Source organism: Herbaspirillum sp. RV1423 (assembly GCF_000577615.1).
Lineage (GTDB): Bacteria > Pseudomonadota > Gammaproteobacteria > Burkholderiales > Burkholderiaceae_D > Herbaspirillum.
This window is the reverse complement of record NZ_CBXX010000010.1, coordinates 63,702-78,856: the sequence shown is the minus strand read 5'-3', so window position 1 is coordinate 78,856 and position 15,155 is coordinate 63,702. Positions and strand designations below refer to the sequence as shown.

19 protein-coding genes are annotated in these 15,155 nt (G+C 61.2%); 14 read left to right on the top strand and 5 right to left on the bottom strand.

The window, feature by feature from the left end:
- Positions 1 to 233 precede the first annotated feature (233 nt).
- The 8 genes from RV1423_RS12245 (at position 234) to RV1423_RS12210 (ending at position 6,358) form a co-directional block, all read left to right on the top strand.
- A complete protein-coding gene (locus RV1423_RS12245; RefSeq protein WP_034296873.1) occupies positions 234 to 887 on the top strand; it encodes a hydrolase in 654 nt (217 codons plus the stop codon).
- Between the two features lie 104 nt (positions 888 to 991).
- Entirely contained in the window at positions 992 to 2,857 is a 1,866-nt protein-coding gene (locus RV1423_RS12240; protein ID WP_034296872.1) for an amidohydrolase, read from the top strand.
- A gap of 15 nt (positions 2,858 to 2,872) precedes the next feature.
- A complete protein-coding gene (locus tag RV1423_RS12235; RefSeq protein ID WP_034296870.1) occupies positions 2,873 to 3,070 on the top strand; it encodes a DUF1427 family protein in 198 nt (65 codons plus the stop codon).
- Entirely contained in the window at positions 3,067 to 3,234 is a 168-nt protein-coding gene (locus tag RV1423_RS12230; RefSeq protein ID WP_034296868.1) for a DUF1427 family protein, read from the top strand. The genes RV1423_RS12235 and RV1423_RS12230 overlap by 4 nt, the downstream gene beginning before the upstream one ends.
- 15 nt (positions 3,235 to 3,249) lie before the next feature.
- The gene (locus RV1423_RS12225; protein WP_051516650.1) at positions 3,250 to 3,693 is read left to right on the top strand and encodes a DoxX family protein; all 444 of its coding nucleotides are present in this window, start codon (positions 3,250 to 3,252) and stop codon (positions 3,691 to 3,693) included.
- Between the two features lies 1 nt (position 3,694).
- Positions 3,695 to 4,399: a YoaK family protein gene (locus tag RV1423_RS12220; RefSeq protein WP_034296866.1), complete on the top strand. Its 705-nt coding sequence runs from the start codon at positions 3,695 to 3,697 to the stop codon at positions 4,397 to 4,399.
- A gap of 71 nt (positions 4,400 to 4,470) precedes the next feature.
- The gene (locus RV1423_RS12215) at positions 4,471 to 5,394 is read left to right on the top strand and encodes a DedA family protein/thiosulfate sulfurtransferase GlpE (RefSeq protein ID WP_034296864.1); all 924 of its coding nucleotides are present in this window, start codon (positions 4,471 to 4,473) and stop codon (positions 5,392 to 5,394) included.
- Between the two features lie 37 nt (positions 5,395 to 5,431).
- Positions 5,432 to 6,358 (top strand): LysR substrate-binding domain-containing protein, encoded by a 927-nt coding sequence (locus RV1423_RS12210; protein ID WP_034296862.1) that lies wholly within the window; start codon positions 5,432 to 5,434, stop codon positions 6,356 to 6,358.
- Positions 6,359 to 6,425: 67 nt separating this feature from the next.
- On the opposite strand, the gene RV1423_RS12205 is transcribed toward RV1423_RS12210, so the two are convergent.
- The 5 genes from RV1423_RS12205 to xseA all read right to left on the bottom strand — a co-directional run bounded on the left by RV1423_RS12205 (position 6,426) and on the right by xseA (position 10,717).
- Complete coding sequence (locus tag RV1423_RS12205; RefSeq protein WP_034296861.1) at positions 6,426 to 7,040, bottom strand: FMN-dependent NADH-azoreductase; 615 nt, start codon at positions 7,038 to 7,040, stop codon at positions 6,426 to 6,428.
- Between the two features lie 71 nt (positions 7,041 to 7,111).
- On the bottom strand, positions 7,112 to 7,813 hold the full coding sequence (locus RV1423_RS12200; protein ID WP_034296859.1) for a pirin family protein: 702 nt from the start codon (positions 7,811 to 7,813) through the stop codon (positions 7,112 to 7,114).
- 274 nt (positions 7,814 to 8,087) lie between these two features.
- On the bottom strand, positions 8,088 to 8,474 hold the full coding sequence (locus tag RV1423_RS12195; RefSeq protein ID WP_034296857.1) for an OsmC family protein: 387 nt from the start codon (positions 8,472 to 8,474) through the stop codon (positions 8,088 to 8,090).
- Positions 8,475 to 8,601: 127 nt separating this feature from the next.
- Entirely contained in the window at positions 8,602 to 9,180 is a 579-nt protein-coding gene (sodB, locus tag RV1423_RS12190; protein WP_034296856.1) for a superoxide dismutase [Fe], read from the bottom strand.
- Positions 9,181 to 9,343: 163 nt separating this feature from the next.
- Positions 9,344 to 10,717: an exodeoxyribonuclease VII large subunit gene (gene xseA / locus RV1423_RS12185; protein ID WP_034296854.1), complete on the bottom strand. Its 1,374-nt coding sequence runs from the start codon at positions 10,715 to 10,717 to the stop codon at positions 9,344 to 9,346.
- A gap of 301 nt (positions 10,718 to 11,018) precedes the next feature.
- Between xseA and RV1423_RS12180 the strand changes: the two genes are divergently transcribed.
- The 6 genes from RV1423_RS12180 to adk all read left to right on the top strand — a co-directional run bounded on the left by RV1423_RS12180 (position 11,019) and on the right by adk (position 15,106).
- A complete protein-coding gene (locus RV1423_RS12180) occupies positions 11,019 to 11,624 on the top strand; it encodes a MotA/TolQ/ExbB proton channel family protein (protein WP_034296853.1) in 606 nt (201 codons plus the stop codon).
- 16 nt (positions 11,625 to 11,640) lie between these two features.
- Entirely contained in the window at positions 11,641 to 12,093 is a 453-nt protein-coding gene (locus RV1423_RS12175; protein ID WP_034296851.1) for a biopolymer transporter ExbD, read from the top strand.
- 46 nt (positions 12,094 to 12,139) lie between these two features.
- Positions 12,140 to 13,138, top strand: coding sequence for a tetraacyldisaccharide 4'-kinase (gene lpxK / locus RV1423_RS12170; protein ID WP_034296850.1), 999 nt, complete (start codon positions 12,140 to 12,142; stop codon positions 13,136 to 13,138).
- Positions 13,119 to 13,322 (top strand): Trm112 family protein, encoded by a 204-nt coding sequence (locus tag RV1423_RS12165; RefSeq protein WP_034296848.1) that lies wholly within the window; start codon positions 13,119 to 13,121, stop codon positions 13,320 to 13,322. The genes lpxK and RV1423_RS12165 overlap by 20 nt, the downstream gene beginning before the upstream one ends.
- Before the next feature lie 43 nt (positions 13,323 to 13,365).
- Positions 13,366 to 14,169 carry a 3-deoxy-manno-octulosonate cytidylyltransferase gene (gene kdsB / locus RV1423_RS12160; RefSeq protein WP_034296847.1) on the top strand — a complete coding sequence of 268 codons (804 nt, stop codon included), beginning with the start codon at positions 13,366 to 13,368 and terminating at the stop codon, positions 14,167 to 14,169.
- 280 nt (positions 14,170 to 14,449) lie between these two features.
- Positions 14,450 to 15,106 (top strand): adenylate kinase, encoded by a 657-nt coding sequence (adk, locus tag RV1423_RS12155; protein WP_034296845.1) that lies wholly within the window; start codon positions 14,450 to 14,452, stop codon positions 15,104 to 15,106.
- The last annotated feature ends 49 nt before the right edge of the window (positions 15,107 to 15,155 follow it).

Genomic DNA, 15,155 nt, shown 5'->3' with positions numbered 1-15,155 from the left:
TGGAAAGCAAAACTTTATTGCCTGGAAAGCAAAAGTTGGAGTGAAAAAACGCCTTTCATTTAATTTTCGAATATTTCGATAATTGATCATTAATCTTTCCGTTTTTCTTTCGTCTTCCACTCCTCCATACTTCGCTCCATTGATGAAGCCGCAGTGAAAGCGGCACATCAAACAAGGCAGCACGGTTCATCCCATTTATCGAATTAATCGCACATACCTACAAGGAGAGCATCATGGCAATCGCAAAGGCACAACCAGGCAGCACCCTGCTGAACCCAACCAACCACACCCTGATCATGATTGATCACCAATCGCAGATGTCGTTTGCGACGCATTCGATCGACGCCGTCACCCTGCGCAACAATGCCGCGCTGGTTGCCAAGGCCGCCAAGGAGTTCAAGGTATCGACGATTTTGACGACGGTCGCCGAAAAGTCCTTTTCCGGCCCGATCTTCGATGAAATCAAATCCGTTTTCCCCGAACAGGAAGTGATCGACCGCACCACCATGAACACATGGGAAGACCAGCGCATCGCTGACCGCGTCAACGCCATCGGCAAGAGCAAGATCGTGCTGGCCGGCCTGTGGACTTCCGTGTGCATCGTCGGCCCCGCCTTGTCGGCGCTGGACCAGGGCTTTGAAGTCTATGTGATCACCGACGCCAGCGGCGACGTGTCCAACGAAGCCCATCAACGCGCCGTCGAACGCATGATTCAACTGGGCGCGCGGCCGATGACATCCTTGCAATATCTGCTCGAATTGCAGCGCGACTGGGCCCGCACCGAGACCTACAATCAAACCGTCGCGACCGCCATCGCCAACGGCGGCGCATACGGCCTGGGCCTGATCTACGCCAAGACCATGTTCAACGCTTCGGAAGGCCATTGATCGGCCATCAAGCCCTCATCCGGGATCCTGCTTCATCGATGAACGGGATCCCGCAGTTTTCGTAGTCCCCTCGACAACGCATGACGAACAACCCAGGAGTGAACATGAGCGCCGACCTGATTCTGCTGAACGGACGTTTCCATACCATCGACAAAGAACAACCGCTGGCCAATGCCGTAGCGATCAAGGACGGCAAGTTCCTCGCCGTCGGCGACGCCGAAGCAGCCATGCGTCATCGCGGCGACGCCACGCAAGTGATCGACCTGAACGGTCGCAGCGCGGTGCCGGGCCTGAACGACTCGCACATCCACCTGATCCGCGGCGGCCTGAACTACAACCTCGAACTGCGCTGGGAAGGCGTACCGTCGCTGGCCGACGCGCTGCGCATGTTGCGCGAGCAAGCCTTGCGCACGCCGCACCCGCAGTGGGTGCGTGTGGTCGGCGGCTGGACTGAGTTCCAGTTCGCCGAGCGCCGCATGCCGACGCTGGAAGAAATCAACGCCGCCGCGCCCGATACGCCGGTGTTCATCCTGCATCTGTACGATCGCGCCTTGCTCAACCAGGCCGCGTTGCGTGCCGTCGGTTACACCAAGGACACGCCCAATCCGCCGGGCGGCGAGATCCAGCGCGACGCCGCCGGCAACCCGACAGGCATGCTGATCGCCCGCCCCAACGCCATGATCCTGTATGCGACGCTGGCCAAGGGCCCGTCGCTGCCGCTCGATCAGCAAATCAATTCCACGCGCCAGTTCATGCGCGAACTTAATCGCCTCGGCGTGACCAGCGTCATCGACACCGGCGGCGGCTTCCAGAATTATCCGGAAGACTATGCCATCATCGACAAACTGGCGCGCGAACAACAACTGACGATTCGCATCGCCTACAACCTGTTCACCCAGCGCAAGGGCCAGGAACTGGAAGACTTCCAGCGCTGGACGGACCTGGTCAAGCCGGGTCAGGGCGACGATTTCTACCGCCACAACGGCGCCGGCGAAATGCTGGTGTTCTCGGCGGCCGATTTTGAAGACTTCCTCGAACCGCGTCCCGAACTCGCTGCCGGCATGGAAGACGAACTCGAAAAAGTCGTGCGCCATCTGGTGTCCAACCGCTGGCCGTTCCGCCTGCATGCGACCTACGACGAATCGATCAGCCGCATGCTCGATGTTTTCGAAAAGGTGAATCGCGACATTCCGTTCGACGGCCTGCACTGGATGTTCGACCATGCAGAGACCATTTCGCCGCGCAACATCGAACGCGTGCGCGCGCTCGGCGGCGGTCTGGCGATCCAGCATCGCATGGCTTTCCAGGGCGAATATTTCGTCGACCGCTACGGTCAGGAAGCCGCCAAGGCCACGCCGCCGGTGGCGCGCATGCTGGACATGGGCGTGCCGGTCGGCGCCGGCACTGATGCCACCCGCGTGGCCAGCTACAATCCGTGGACCGCGCTGTACTGGCTGGTATCGGGCAAAACCGTAGGCGGCCTGCAATTGGCGGAATCCGGTTTGCCGCGCGAGACTGCGCTCGAATTATGGACCGCCGGCAGCGCCTGGTTCTCCAGCGAGCAGGACAAGAAGGGCCGCATCAAGGCCGGCCAGTTGGCGGACCTCGCGGTGCTGTCGTCCGACTTCTTCAGCGTCGCGGAAGACGACATCAAAGCCATCGAATCGGTCATGACCGTGGTCGGCGGCAAGATCGTCTACGGCGCCGAAGAGTTCGACCCGCTGGCGCCGCCGCCGATTCCGGTGCTGCCGGAATGGTCGCCGGTCAAGAACGTGCCGGGCCACTATCGGCCGCTCAAGCAAGGTGCGCAAAGCCAGCAGCAGCAACGCCGTTTGATTCTGCCGCACCAGTGCGCGGGAGCCTGCAATGTCCATGCGCACTCGCACGACATCGCACGCCGCTCGTCGGTGCCGGCCTCGAATTTTTCGGGCTTCTGGGGCGCGCTCGGTTGCAGTTGCTTCGCCTTCTGAGCGCAGGAGAACGTCATGACTTATTCAAAAATCATCTGGGGCCTCGCACTCTCCTTCGTGGTCGGTTTCTGCTGCCATCTGGCGCAGATCCCGGTGCCGTCGCCGCCGGTCCTGAGCGGCGCCTTGCTGGTGTTCCTGATGAGCAGCGGCTACTGGCTGACTGATCGTTATCTGGCCGCCAGGGCAACCAGGCAGGCGAAGGCGACATCATGAGCGCGCTGTTCACCGGAGCCGTGCTGGGCACGCTGATCGGCGCCGTCTGCCGTTGGTTCGGCCTGCCTTCGCCGACGCCGCCGACGCCGGTCGGCGCGTCGCTGGTGGTGGCCATGACACTGGGTTACGTAGTCGCCGGCTATGTGCTGGCGGGACATTTCTGATTGAGGAAAATTGCAATGCAAACCTTTCACACTTCAAAACAATCCTGGCTGCCGCGCCTGCTGTGGGCGCCGGCCCAGGATCTCGGCCTGCTGTTCTTGCGCCTGAGCGGCGCCTTGCTGTTGCTGTATGTGCATGGCCTGCCGAAGATCATCAACTTCGCCGGCGAGCTGCAACATATCGACGATCCACTGCACGTCGGCCGCGCTTTCACGCTGGGGTTCGCGATCTTTGCCGAAGTCCTGTGCCCGGTGCTGATTGTGCCCGGCATCCTGACGCGGCTTGCCAGTGCCGCGGTGTTGTTCCTGCTGGCGGTGTCGATGTTCCTGGTGCATGCCGACTGGAGCGTGGCGGAAGGCCAATTCGGTTGGTTGCTGATGATCGTGTTTGGCGGCATCACGTTGATGGGCGCCGGCCGCTATTCCATCGATGCGGCGCTGGCGCAGAAGATCGAGGACTGACATGGACAAGTTCAATCGCGCCACTTGCCAGAGCATCGCCATGAGCTTTCTGGCGGGTTATGTGGATACGGTCGGCTTCGTCGCCCTGTTCGGATTGTTCACTGCGCACGTCACCGGCAACTTCGTTTTGATCGGCAGCGAACTGGCGAATCCCTCGCACGGCGTGTTGATCAAGTTCCTGGCTTTCCCTGCCTTCATCGCTTCGGTGGTGCTCACGCGCATGGCGGTGATCTGGCTGGAGCGCAGCGGCAAGCCGGCGCTGCCTTATGTGCTGGCGCTGCAGTTGCTGTTCCTGCTGGCGTTCATGAGCATCGGCCAGAGCATCGCCCCGGTGGCCGATGCGCGTGCGACGGCGGCCTTGCTGGCAGGTATGTTCGGCGCCGCCGCCATGGGCGTGCAAAACGCCGCCTCCCGCTTGATTCTGCCGCAGTTGACGCCAACTACGGTCATGACTGGCAACGTCACGCAACTGGTGATTGATGTGGTGGATGTGTTGCGCGGCGCGGCCGACGCCGGTGTGCGCCAGCGCTGCATCAAGTTCTTCTGGCCTATCGTCGCGTTCGGCGCGGGTGCCATCGGCGGGGCGTTTGCCTACCGCTATGCGTTGTTCCTCGCGCTGCTGTTGCCGGCTGCGATTCTGGTCGCGATGATCCGGGCCGAATATATCGGGATAAAGGCCGGGCTGGCGGCGACTTCCTCTTTATAATGTGCGCCAGGGGCAAAATTCGAACATTCGGATAGTTGAACGCAAGTAAACACAAGGGCAGTGGAGCGGCGATGAGTTATTTGTACCACCTGATTGAACAGTACGGTCTGATCATCGTATTCGTGAACGTGCTGACCGAGCAGTTGGGCGCGCCGATTCCTGCTTATCCGACGCTGGTGATCACCGGGGCGCTGGCTTACCGCGGCCAGTATCCCGTGGCCTTGCTGCTGTCGGTGGCGGTGTTTGCCGCGCTGATCGCCGACTATGCCTGGTATCTTGCCGGCAAGCGTTACGGCCGTCGCATCATGTCGACGCTGTGCCGCATTTCCCTGTCTCCCGATTCCTGCGTGCGTCAGACCGAGTCGATTTATTCGCGCTGGGGTGCGCGTTCGCTGCTGGTCGCCAAATTCATTCCCGGTTTCGCTTCGATCGCCAGCGCGCTGGCCGGCACGGTCGGCACGACGCGCGGCAGGTTCCTGCTGTATGACGGCGTCGGCGCGGCCTTGTGGGCCGGGCTGGCGATTTTCCTCGGTGCGTTGTTCAACACCGCCATCGACGATGTGCTCAATGTGTTGGCCGAGCTGGGTCAATACGGAATGATGCTGGTGGCGATTGCTTTTGCCGTGTTCGTTGCGAGCAAATGGTGGCAGCGTCGGCGTTTTCGCAAGTCGCTGGAAATGGCGCGCATTTCGGTTGGCGAGCTTGACAGCTTGTTGAAGAGCGGGGAGCGTCCGACCATCGTCGATGTGCGTTCGCCGGCGTCGCAACAGACCGGCCGCATTCCCGGCGCGCTGACGATCTCCAATCAGGAGATTCATACTTTCGTCTTCGATGCGCCGATGGAGGATGAAGTGATCGTCTATTGCGCCTGTCCCAACGAAGCTTCGGCGGCGCTGGTCGCCAAGCAACTGATGCAGCGCGGCTACAAGCGCGTGCGTCCGCTGACCGGCGGCATCGACGCCTGGGTGGCTGCGGGTTATTCCATCGAAGCCTGATCGTCGGCGTTCAACCTCACTTTTTGCAGGAATCTCCATGTTCAGAATCAGTCTCGACGCCTTGTTGATTCTCGATGCGATCGACCGGCGCGGTTCGTTCTCGGCGGCAGGTCTTGAACTGCACCGCGTGCCGTCGACGATCTCCTATACGGTGTCGAAACTGGAGCAGGATCTCGGCGTACAGGTATTCGAACGCCAGGGACCGAAAGTGGCGCTCACGCGCGCCGGCGAAGAATTGCTGAAAGAAGGGCGCTACCTGCTCAAGGCCGCTGAAGATCTTGAGCACCGGGTGCGTCGCGTCGCCTCAGGCTGGGAGACCGAATTCACGATCGGCCTCGATTCGTTGTATTCCGCGGCTTCGCTGGAGCCGGACATCGTGGCGTTTTACCAGGTCGCCGACCGCACGCGCCTGCGCATTGCGCGCGAGTCGCTGGCCGGCACCTGGGAAGCCTTGCTGGATCGTCGCGTGGATTTGCTGATCGCGGCGCCGGGCGAAGGGCCGGCCGGCGGCGGCTATGTCGCCGAACAGATCGGTACGGTGCGCTTCATGTTCGTGGTGGCGCCGAGCCATCCGCTGGCAAAAGTGGACAAGGTGTTGAGCAAGGCCGACCTGCATCCCTACCGCGCCATCAGCGTGGCCGATTCGGCGCGCCGGATGGCGCCGCGCACGGTCGGCCTGCTGTTCGGACAGGACACGCTGACGGTGCCGGACATGCGCAGCAAATACGCCTTGCAACTGGCGGGCGTGGGTTTCGGTTTCTTGCCCGAACCATGCGTGCGCAAGGCGATCGCATCCGGCGCGCTGGTCGTCAAGGAAGTCGAAGAGCCGCGCGCGGATGAAACCTTTTCGTTGGCCTGGCGCGTCGGCGAAGACGGCGCGGCGCTGACCTGGTGGCTCAACCGCATGCGCGAAACCGATATCCTGAAACGCATGCTGTCGCAGATCGCCGACGAAGGACTGTGAAGATTTTCGGACGAAAAAAGCGCGACAGCTTGTGGCTGCCGCGCTTTTTCATTGATACAGCCCGGGATCAGGCAGCGATCAATGTACCGATGGTCTGGCGGGTTTGAGCGACGGCTTTTTCGACCGCCGCTTCGCCCATGCCCAGGCCTTCGCTGTGGATGAACGTGATGTCGGTCATGCCGATGAAGCCGAGCACGGCGCGCAGATAGGTTTCATGGAAATCCATCGCCTTGGCCGGACCTTCGCTATAGACGCCGCCGCGCGAGGTGAACACGTACACCTTCTTGTCCTGGACCAGGCCGACCGGACCGGTTTCTGTGTACTTGAAGGTCACACCGGCGCGCGCCACATGGTCGATCCACGTCTTCAGCGTGGAGGTGATCGAGAAGTTGTACATCGGCGCGCCGATGACGATGATGTCGGCGGCGTTGACTTCGGCGATCAGTTCTTCGGAGAGTTTGACCAGCGCTTGCTGTTCGGCAGTGCGTTTGTCGGCCGGGGTGAAGAATGCGCCCAGTTTTTGCTCGTCCAGATGCGGAATCGGATTGGCGGCGACGTCGCGTTCGACCACCACGCTGCCCGGTTGCGCCGCTTGCAGTTTGGCGACGAATTCGCCGGCGACCTGGCGCGAGATCGAGCCGGTGCTGCGTGCGCTGCTGTTGATGAATAGAATGTTTGCCATGATGTTTTCCTTGTTGGTAGGTGTGGCGACGCGCCGCCGGGTTGGCGACGCATCGGGTTGGCTTGCGTTGATCAGTAAGGCAGATCGAACAGCAGGAATTCAGCCGCTTCGGCCTTTTCGAACGTGACCAGGCTTTCGGCGCTGATCTTGAGAGCGTCGCCGCCCGACAACGCGGTGCCGTTGACGGTCAGGTTGCCGCGGATCAGGTGCACATAGCCGAGGCGTTTCTGGCCCAGTTCGTACTCCAGCTTGTCGCCGCCGTTCAGGATCGAGGCGTAAACCGATGCGTCCTGATGGATCAGCACCGAGTTGTCGCGGCCGTCGGACGAGGCGATCAGGCGCAACTGGCCTTGCTTTTGCTCCGGGGTGAAGTTCTTTTCCTCGTAGCTCGGCGCGATGCCTTTCACGTTCGGCTGGATCCAGATCTGCAGGAAGTGCACCGGTTCCGTCTTCGAGTGATTGAACTCGCTGTGGCGCACGCCGCTGCCGGCGCTCATGCGCTGGACGTCGCCGTAGTGCAGCACCGAGCCTGTGCCCATGCTGTCCTTGTGCTCGAGCGCGCCGTCCAGGACATAGGAAATGATTTCCATGTCGCTGTGGCCGTGCGTGCCGAAACCCATGCCAGGCGTCACCCGGTCTTCGTTGATGACTTGCAGCGGACCGAAACCCAGATGTTGCGGATCGTAGTAATGGCCGAACGAAAAGGTATGGTGTGAATTCAGCCAACCGTGATCGGCGACGCCGCGTTCGTTTCCCTTGCGTATTTGAAGCATGATTTTCTCCGTCGGTTAGTGCAGGCAAGGGCGGTTTTCCTCTGCGGAAATCGCCTCTTGCTTGCGGGATCAAGTGGACAGAACGGAGTATGAGCGGAGGGAAATCAAAAGAAAAACGGAAAGATTTGCGGGGTATCATCGAATTATTCGATGATTTATGTAAGTCGTTGATATTTATTGTGTTTATTTGTTTTAAATGACTTTTCCATTGCGACTTTAGAGGCGATTTTTTGATGTTTTTCGATAAAAATCGAAAATCTCTTTGGTCGCCGGATCAGACGAAGGCTGTCCGTATCGGCGTGCCTTCCAGCAGCGTCTTGGTGACCGGCGTTTTTTCGCAGATTTCCGCCAGGCGATGGAGCTGTTCCGGCGTCAGCGCATTGCCGAACGTGATCGTGCGTTCGATATTTTCGAGTCCGCAGTCGTCGCGCGAAAAGCGTGCATCGATATGGATGCTGCCGAGTTCCCATCCCTTGCGATCGGCGTACATGCGCAAGGTCAGCGAAGTGCAGGCGGCCAATGCCGACAGCAGCAGCTCGTAAGGAGCGGGGCCGGTGTCGCCGCCGCCGTTGTCGGACGGTTCGTCGGCCTGGAGTTGATGGGTGCGCGCACGGATCCGTTGCGCATAGCCGGCGTCGTTGTGCAGGTGTACGGTTGCCATGATGTGATCGCTCCTTTACATGAGGGTGCGGATGACGTGCAGTGATTGTTGCACACTCCCTTTTCCCCGGGCATAAAAAAGCCTGCATCGAGCAGGCTTTTTCGTGGCGCGCAAAAAACGAATTTGCTTATGCGAAATTCTTCGCTGCGAAATCCCAGTTCACGATGCCCCAGAATGCTTCGACATACTTCGCGCGTGCGTTGCGGTAGTCGATGTAATAGGCGTGTTCCCAGACGTCGATGGTCAGCAGCGCCTTGCTGTCGGTGGTCAGCGGTGTGCCGGCGCCGGTGGTGTTGACGATGTCCAGCGTGCCGTCGGCTTTCTTGACCAGCCATGTCCAGCCCGAACCGAAGTTGGCCAGGCCTTGCTTGGTGAATTCCGCCTTGAAGGCATCGAACGAACCCCACTTGGCGTTGATGGCGTCAGCCAGGGCGCCGCTCGGAGCACCGGCGCCCTTTGGCGTCAGGCTGTTCCAGTAGAACGTGTGGTTCCAGATTTGCGCTGCGTTGTTGAAAACGCCGCCGGAGGACTTCTTGATGATGTCTTCGAGCGACAGGTTTTCGAATTCGGTGCCCGGGATCAGGTTGTTCAAATTGGTCACATAGGTCTGATGGTGCTTGCCGTAGTGGTATTCGAGCGTTTCCTTGGAAATGGTTGGCGCCAGTGCGTCCAGTTCATAAGGCAGTGCCGGTAGGGTATGTGCCATGGTGAATCCTTTCGGTATTGTTGATTGAAACAAACGTTTTTATTCTCAGACTGTGATTCTAAAGCGGATAGCGATTCTTTGCACTCTCTCAAACCGGTGGCCTACGCCTGATTTTGGCGTAGGAATCCGGCGCGGCGTTTTGTCATCCCTATTGCCGATCCCGTTAATCGAGCATCGGTTGCACGCTGGCGATGCCGACGTCGGCGCTGCCTTCGGCCAGGCGCAGCGTGACGTTGCTGCGCGGCTGCAGTTCGGACGGCGCGCGCAGCACCTTGCCTTTGGCATCGGTGACGATGGCGTAGCCGCGCTCGAGAGTGCGTTGCGGGTTGAGCAATTCGAGCTGGGCTGTTTGCGCCGTCAGCAGTTGGCGCCGCCGCTGCGTCATCAGTGCGGCCGCATTGCCGATGCGGCGCTGACGGTCGCTGAGCAGCAGGCGCGCCGCGCGGGTGTCGGGCAGGCGGTTGTGCAAACGTGTTTGCAAATGCTGGAGTTGGTAGCGTGCCTTGGTCACCGGCGTGCGCGTGGCGTGCTCGAGCCGGGCCTGCAACGCGTTGAGCTTGACGCGTTCATGCGCAATGTATGACGCGGGGCTGGCCAGGCGGCGCGACATCCAGTCGACGGTCTGGCCGCGCTCGGCGAGATGGCGCTTCAATGCGCGCGTCAGGTCGGCGGCGTGATTCTGCAACTGCGCCAACCATTCGGCGCGCGGCATTGCGCACAGTTCGGCGGCGGCAGTGGGCGTCGGCGCGCGCAGGTCGGCGGCGAAATCGGCAATCGTGAAATCGGTTTCGTGGCCGACGCCGGAAATCACCGGCACCGGGCAGGCGGCAATCGCGCGCGCCACGGCTTCATCGTTGAAGGCCCACAGGTCTTCCATGCTGCCGCCGCCGCGGCCGACCAGCAGCACGTCGCATTCGGCGCGCTGCGAGGCGGTCCGGATGGCGTGGGCAATCTTTGCGCCCGCGCCTTCGCCCTGGACCGGCGTGGGATACAGGATCACGCGCACATGCGGCGCACGGCGCCGCAGCGCGGTCAGGATGTCATGCAGCGCCGCAGCCTGCGGGCTGGTGACGATGCCGACGCAGCGCGGGAAGACCGGCAGGGGACGTTTGCGGTCCGGGTCGAACAGGCCTTCGTTTTCGAGCTTTTCTTTCAGGCGCAGGAAGGCTTCGTAGAGATTGCCGACGCCGGCGCGGCGGATCGCTTCGACGTTGAGCTGATAGTCGCCGCGCGGCGCGTACAGCGTGACCAGCGTGCGCACTTCGACCTTGTCGCCTTCGCGCGGCGAAAAACCGGCATGCTGGGCGCGGCCCTTGAACATCACGGCGCGCACCTGGGCGGAGTCGTCTTTCAGCGTGAAATACCAGTGGCCGGACGCAGCGCGGGTAAAATTGGATATTTCGCCGGACACCCAGACCAAAGGGAAGGTTCGTTCGAGCACGCGCGCGACCGCCTGGTTGAGCGCCGATACGGCGAGCACCGGCGGCCCGGACTGCGGCACGGATGGGGCGGGACTGGAAAAATCGTCGTAGGTCATGGGGCTGGCTGGAATCCGATGGGCTTGCGGTGATGTTGCCTGCGTTGTGCGTCTTTTCTGTACAGAAGGAGAAAACGCTTTGAAATCAAAGCTCTTGTCTGCTTGAGAGGAGCTTGTGCACAAAGTTATGCACAGAAAATGTGGGTAACCTGCACAGGATTTCAAAGCGCGATTTTAAAGCCGTTTGGCCGCGCCGTCCGGAGAAATGCATCTTGGCCTTGCCCGGCGGGGAGCAACGCGTTACATTCTGCACCGGAAAATCAACCCGCATTCTCACGTATCTGTAATAAAGGAGTCCCTCTTGTTCGCAATCATCCAAGCCGCAGGCTGGCCGATCTGGCCGTTGTTGATCGCCTCCGTCATCGGCCTTGCGCTGATCATCGAAAGACTCTTGTACCTGCGCCGCTCGCGCGTGCTGCCGGGGGACTTGTTGCCGGAAGTGGTGCGCGTCTATGAAAACGGCCGCGTCAATGACGACGTGATCGACAAGCTGGAACAGAATTCGCCGCTGGGGCAGGTGCTCGCAGCCGGCCTGCGCAATGTCGACACGCCGCGCGAAGTCATGAAGGAAGCCATCGAAGAGGCCGGCCAGGCTGCCGCCCACCGGCTCGAACGCTACCTGACCACGCTCGGCACGATCGCTTCGCTGGCGCCGCTGATGGGACTGTTCGGCACGGTCATCGGCATGATTGAAATCTTCGCCTCGCAAAACGCCGCCGGCACCAATCCGGCGCAACTCGCCCACGGCATCTCGATTGCCTTGTACAACACCGGATTCGGCCTGGCGATTGCGATGCCTTCGCTGGTGTTCTACCGCCACTTCCGCGCGCTGGTCGACAGTTTCGTGGTCGATATGGAGCAGCAGGCGGTCAAGTTCGTCGACGTCGTGCACGGCTCGCGCCAGTAACGGTAAAGGAAGCGTCATGAATTTTCGCAAAGGCCGCGCGCGGGAAGAGTTGGAAATCAACCTGATTCCTTTCATCGACGTGTTGCTGGTGATCGTCATCTTCCTGATGGTGACCACCACCTACAGCAAGTTCACCGCCTTGCAAATCACGCTGCCGACCGCCAACGCCGAAAAGGCGCTGGAACAGCCCTTCGAGCTGAACGTCGCGGTCGATGCGCAAGGCCGCTACGCCGTCAACAACGTGCAGGTCGCCGCACGCGACGCCGCCGGACTGGCGCGCGAGCTGCAAAGCGCGGTACAACAGGCCAATGTCGGCAATGCCGACGGCGGCGCCAAGCCCGATCCGGTGGTGATCGTCAACGCCGATGCGCTGGCTACCCACCAGAGCGTGATCAACGTGCTGGAAGCGGCGCGTACGGCCGGTTTCGCCAAGGTCACATTCGCTGCCCAGACCGGCAGCGGCAAGTAGTTCTCCCTCAGGCCAGCTTTTGTCCGACCACTCATCCTTTGAATCCATGCTGACGCGCGCCTGGACGCGGCGCGGCTGGCTGGCCTGCCTGCTGTGGCCGTTGTCGCTGCTGTTCGGTTTTGTCGCGCTGCTGCGGCGTTCGCTGTATCGGCTCGGCGTGAAGCAGGCGATCCGCGTGGCGGCGCCGGTGGTGGTGGTCGGCAACATTTTCGTCGGCGGCACCGGCAAGACGCCACTGGCGATCTGGCTGGTCGACGCCTTGCGCCAGGCCGGTTATACGCCCGGCGTGATTTCGCGCGGTTATGGTTCGGCGCAGGCCGAAGCACGGCCCGTGACCGCGGAGTCGCGCGCGCAGGACGTCGGCGACGAACCCTTGCTGATCGCCGAGCGCGCCGGCTGCCCGGTCATGGTCGGACGCGGCCGCGTCGCCGCGGCACAAGCCTTGCTGGCGGCGCATCCCGAGGTCGACGTGATCGTGTCGGACGACGGTCTGCAGCACTATGCCCTGGCGCGGGACGTCGAAATCGTCCTGTCCGATGCGCGCGGCAACGGCAACGGCTGGCTACTGCCGGCTGGGCCGCTGCGCGAACCGGTTTCGCGCCGGCGTGATTTCACGGTATGCAATGTCGGCAGCGGCGACACGGTGGTGCCTGCCGGCGCTTTCGCGATGCGTCTGGCGGCGGACCGGGTCGAGCTCCTGCAGGACCGGTCCTGCACACAGCCGCTGGCATCCTTGAGCGCGGCGAACGGCATCGCAGCCGTGGCCGGCATCGGCAATCCGGAGCGTTTCTTTGCCACCCTGGCGCAGGCTGGCCTGAACTTTGAGGCGCTGGCATTGCCTGACCACTACGATTTCGCGCACAACCCCTTCGCCGGCCTGCCAGCCGCCGTGATCCTGATCACCGAGAAGGATGCAGTAAAATGCAGGGCAATAGAGGCCATCAAAAATGACCCCCGCATCTGGGTCGTGCCTGTGACGGCGCGCATAGACGGCGCGCTGGCTGAACAAATTGTGGAGAAACTCCGTGAACGCCCGACTGCTTGATATCCTCGTCTGTCCCATCTGCAAGGGACCGCTCGAGTACGACAAAAAAGCCCAGGAACTGATTTGCAACGGCGACAAGCTGGCTTATCCAATCCGCGACGGCATCCCCATCATGTGGGCCGACGAAGCGCGCGATCTGGGTGCTTCGCCCGCTGCACCCGCCGCCGAGCCGATTGCCGAATAAGGCCCGCTCCTGTTTTCCCGCTGAACGTTTGATTGCATCCGACATGTCCTTTACCGTCATCATTCCCGCGCGCCTCGCGTCCACCCGTTTGCCGAACAAGCCTCTGGCTGATCTGGGCGGCAAGCCGATGATCGTGCGCGTCGCGGAGCGGGCGGCGCTGTCGGGCGCGGCGCGCATCGTGGTGGCGACCGACCACCGCGATATCTATGCCGCCTGCGAACAGCACGGCATCGATGTCGCCATGACGCGCGCCGATCATCCGTCCGGCACAGACCGCATCGCCGAAGTGGCGGCGGCGCTGGATCTGGCCGACGACGCCGTGGTGGTCAACGTGCAGGGCGACGAGCCGCTGATCGATCCCGGCCTGATCGCTGCCACCGCCGGCCATATCAAGGCCGACGTGCCGATGGCGACGGCGGCGCATTCGATCGAATTGCTGCCGGAGATGTTCAACCCCAACGTCGTCAAGCTGGTGCTGGACAAGGAGGGACGGGCGATGTATTTCTCGCGCGCCGCGATTCCGTGGCATCGCGACGGCTTTGCGCAGTCGAAAGACAGTCTGTCGGAGTTGCACAGCCATGAGTTCGCGCCGCTGCGGCACATCGGCCTGTACGCCTACACCAACAAATTCCTGCAGATCTACCCGACGCTGACAGCTTCCCCGCTGGAGCGCATCGAAGCGCTGGAACAGTTGCGCGTGCTCTGGCACGGCTACTCGATCGCCGTCCACGTCACTTCCTTGCTGCCCGAAGCCGGTGTCGATACGCCGGAAGATCTGGAGCGCGTGCGCAAGCATTTCCAAGCTCCGCCGGACAGTCCGCTGGTGGCGGCTATTTCCGCGCTGTAAGTCGGGCGAATCCGATCGAGACGATAGGTTTCGCCTGAAGCGCGCTCCTGTCGCGGTTTTGTAAGTCTGCCGTCATTCTAGGCGACGATAATTCAGGAGGCCGGGTTGCCTAAAAAATAGGCGTTTGTCATGATTCGGTAAGATTTTGTGGTAAGTTTCGTACAGAGCAAAGATACAAGCGACGTCAGCAGAGACAATCGCCTTCGATGGCAGCGGTGTGGGCAGTTTGTAGATCGGTCGCCATCGCAACAGAATTCAAAACTTCAATTTAGGAAAACATATGCGCCTCATCCTTCTAGGAGCGCCTGGTGCCGGTAAAGGTACGCAAGCCACTTTTATCAAGGAAAAATTCAACATTCCTCAGATTTCGACGGGCGACATGCTGCGCGCCGCCGTCGCTGCCGGTACTGAACTCGGCATTGCCGCCAAGAAGGTCATGGACGCGGGCGGCCTGGTTTCCGACGACATCATCATCGGCTTGGTCAAGGACCGCCTGAAGCAGCCCGACTGCGCCAACGGCTACCTGTTCGACGGCTTTCCGCGCACTACGCCGCAAGCCGACGCCATGAAGGATGCCGGCGTCATGATTGACTACGTGCTGGAAATCGACGTACCCGACAGCGCCATCATCGAGCGCATGAGCGGCCGTCGCGTGCACCAGCCTTCTGGCCGCACTTACCACGTCAAGTTCAATCCGCCGAAGGTCGAAGGCAAGGACGACGTCACCGGCGAAGCGCTGATCCAGCGCGACGACGACAAGGAAGAAACCGTCAAGAAGCGCCTGTCGGTCTATCACGAACAGACCGAGGTGCTGGTCGGTTATTACGGCAAGTGGGCTGCGTCGGGCCAGCCGGGAGCGCCGAAATATCGCAAGATCGCCGGCGTCGGACCGGTGGAGCAAATCAGAGAGAGTGCATTTGCCGCACTGTCGTCATAAAATGAAGCGGACCATGTGTCCGCTTTTTTTACGCCTGAAGCGAATGCTC

Coding starts and splice junctions, on each gene's coding strand:
- RV1423_RS12240 (WP_034296872.1), top strand. CDS start 992: ATGAGCGCCGACCTGATTCTGCTGAACGGACGTTTCCATACCATCGAC.
- RV1423_RS12215 (WP_034296864.1), top strand. CDS start 4,471: ATGAGTTATTTGTACCACCTGATTGAACAGTACGGTCTGATCATCGTA.
- RV1423_RS12195 (WP_034296857.1), bottom strand. CDS start 8,474: ATGGCAACCGTACACCTGCACAACGACGCCGGCTATGCGCAACGGATC.
- lpxK (WP_034296850.1), top strand. CDS start 12,140: ATGCTGACGCGCGCCTGGACGCGGCGCGGCTGGCTGGCCTGCCTGCTG.
- RV1423_RS12225 (WP_051516650.1), top strand. CDS start 3,250: ATGCAAACCTTTCACACTTCAAAACAATCCTGGCTGCCGCGCCTGCTG.
- RV1423_RS12245 (WP_034296873.1), top strand. CDS start 234: ATGGCAATCGCAAAGGCACAACCAGGCAGCACCCTGCTGAACCCAACC.
- xseA (WP_034296854.1), bottom strand. CDS start 10,717: ATGACCTACGACGATTTTTCCAGTCCCGCCCCATCCGTGCCGCAGTCC.
- RV1423_RS12205 (WP_034296861.1), bottom strand. CDS start 7,040: ATGGCAAACATTCTATTCATCAACAGCAGCGCACGCAGCACCGGCTCG.
- RV1423_RS12220 (WP_034296866.1), top strand. CDS start 3,695: ATGGACAAGTTCAATCGCGCCACTTGCCAGAGCATCGCCATGAGCTTT.
- RV1423_RS12235 (WP_034296870.1), top strand. CDS start 2,873: ATGACTTATTCAAAAATCATCTGGGGCCTCGCACTCTCCTTCGTGGTC.
- kdsB (WP_034296847.1), top strand. CDS start 13,366: ATGTCCTTTACCGTCATCATTCCCGCGCGCCTCGCGTCCACCCGTTTG.
- RV1423_RS12200 (WP_034296859.1), bottom strand. CDS start 7,813: ATGCTTCAAATACGCAAGGGAAACGAACGCGGCGTCGCCGATCACGGT.
- RV1423_RS12210 (WP_034296862.1), top strand. CDS start 5,432: ATGTTCAGAATCAGTCTCGACGCCTTGTTGATTCTCGATGCGATCGAC.
- adk (WP_034296845.1), top strand. CDS start 14,450: ATGCGCCTCATCCTTCTAGGAGCGCCTGGTGCCGGTAAAGGTACGCAA.
- RV1423_RS12175 (WP_034296851.1), top strand. CDS start 11,641: ATGAATTTTCGCAAAGGCCGCGCGCGGGAAGAGTTGGAAATCAACCTG.
- sodB (WP_034296856.1), bottom strand. CDS start 9,180: ATGGCACATACCCTACCGGCACTGCCTTATGAACTGGACGCACTGGCG.
- RV1423_RS12230 (WP_034296868.1), top strand. CDS start 3,067: ATGAGCGCGCTGTTCACCGGAGCCGTGCTGGGCACGCTGATCGGCGCC.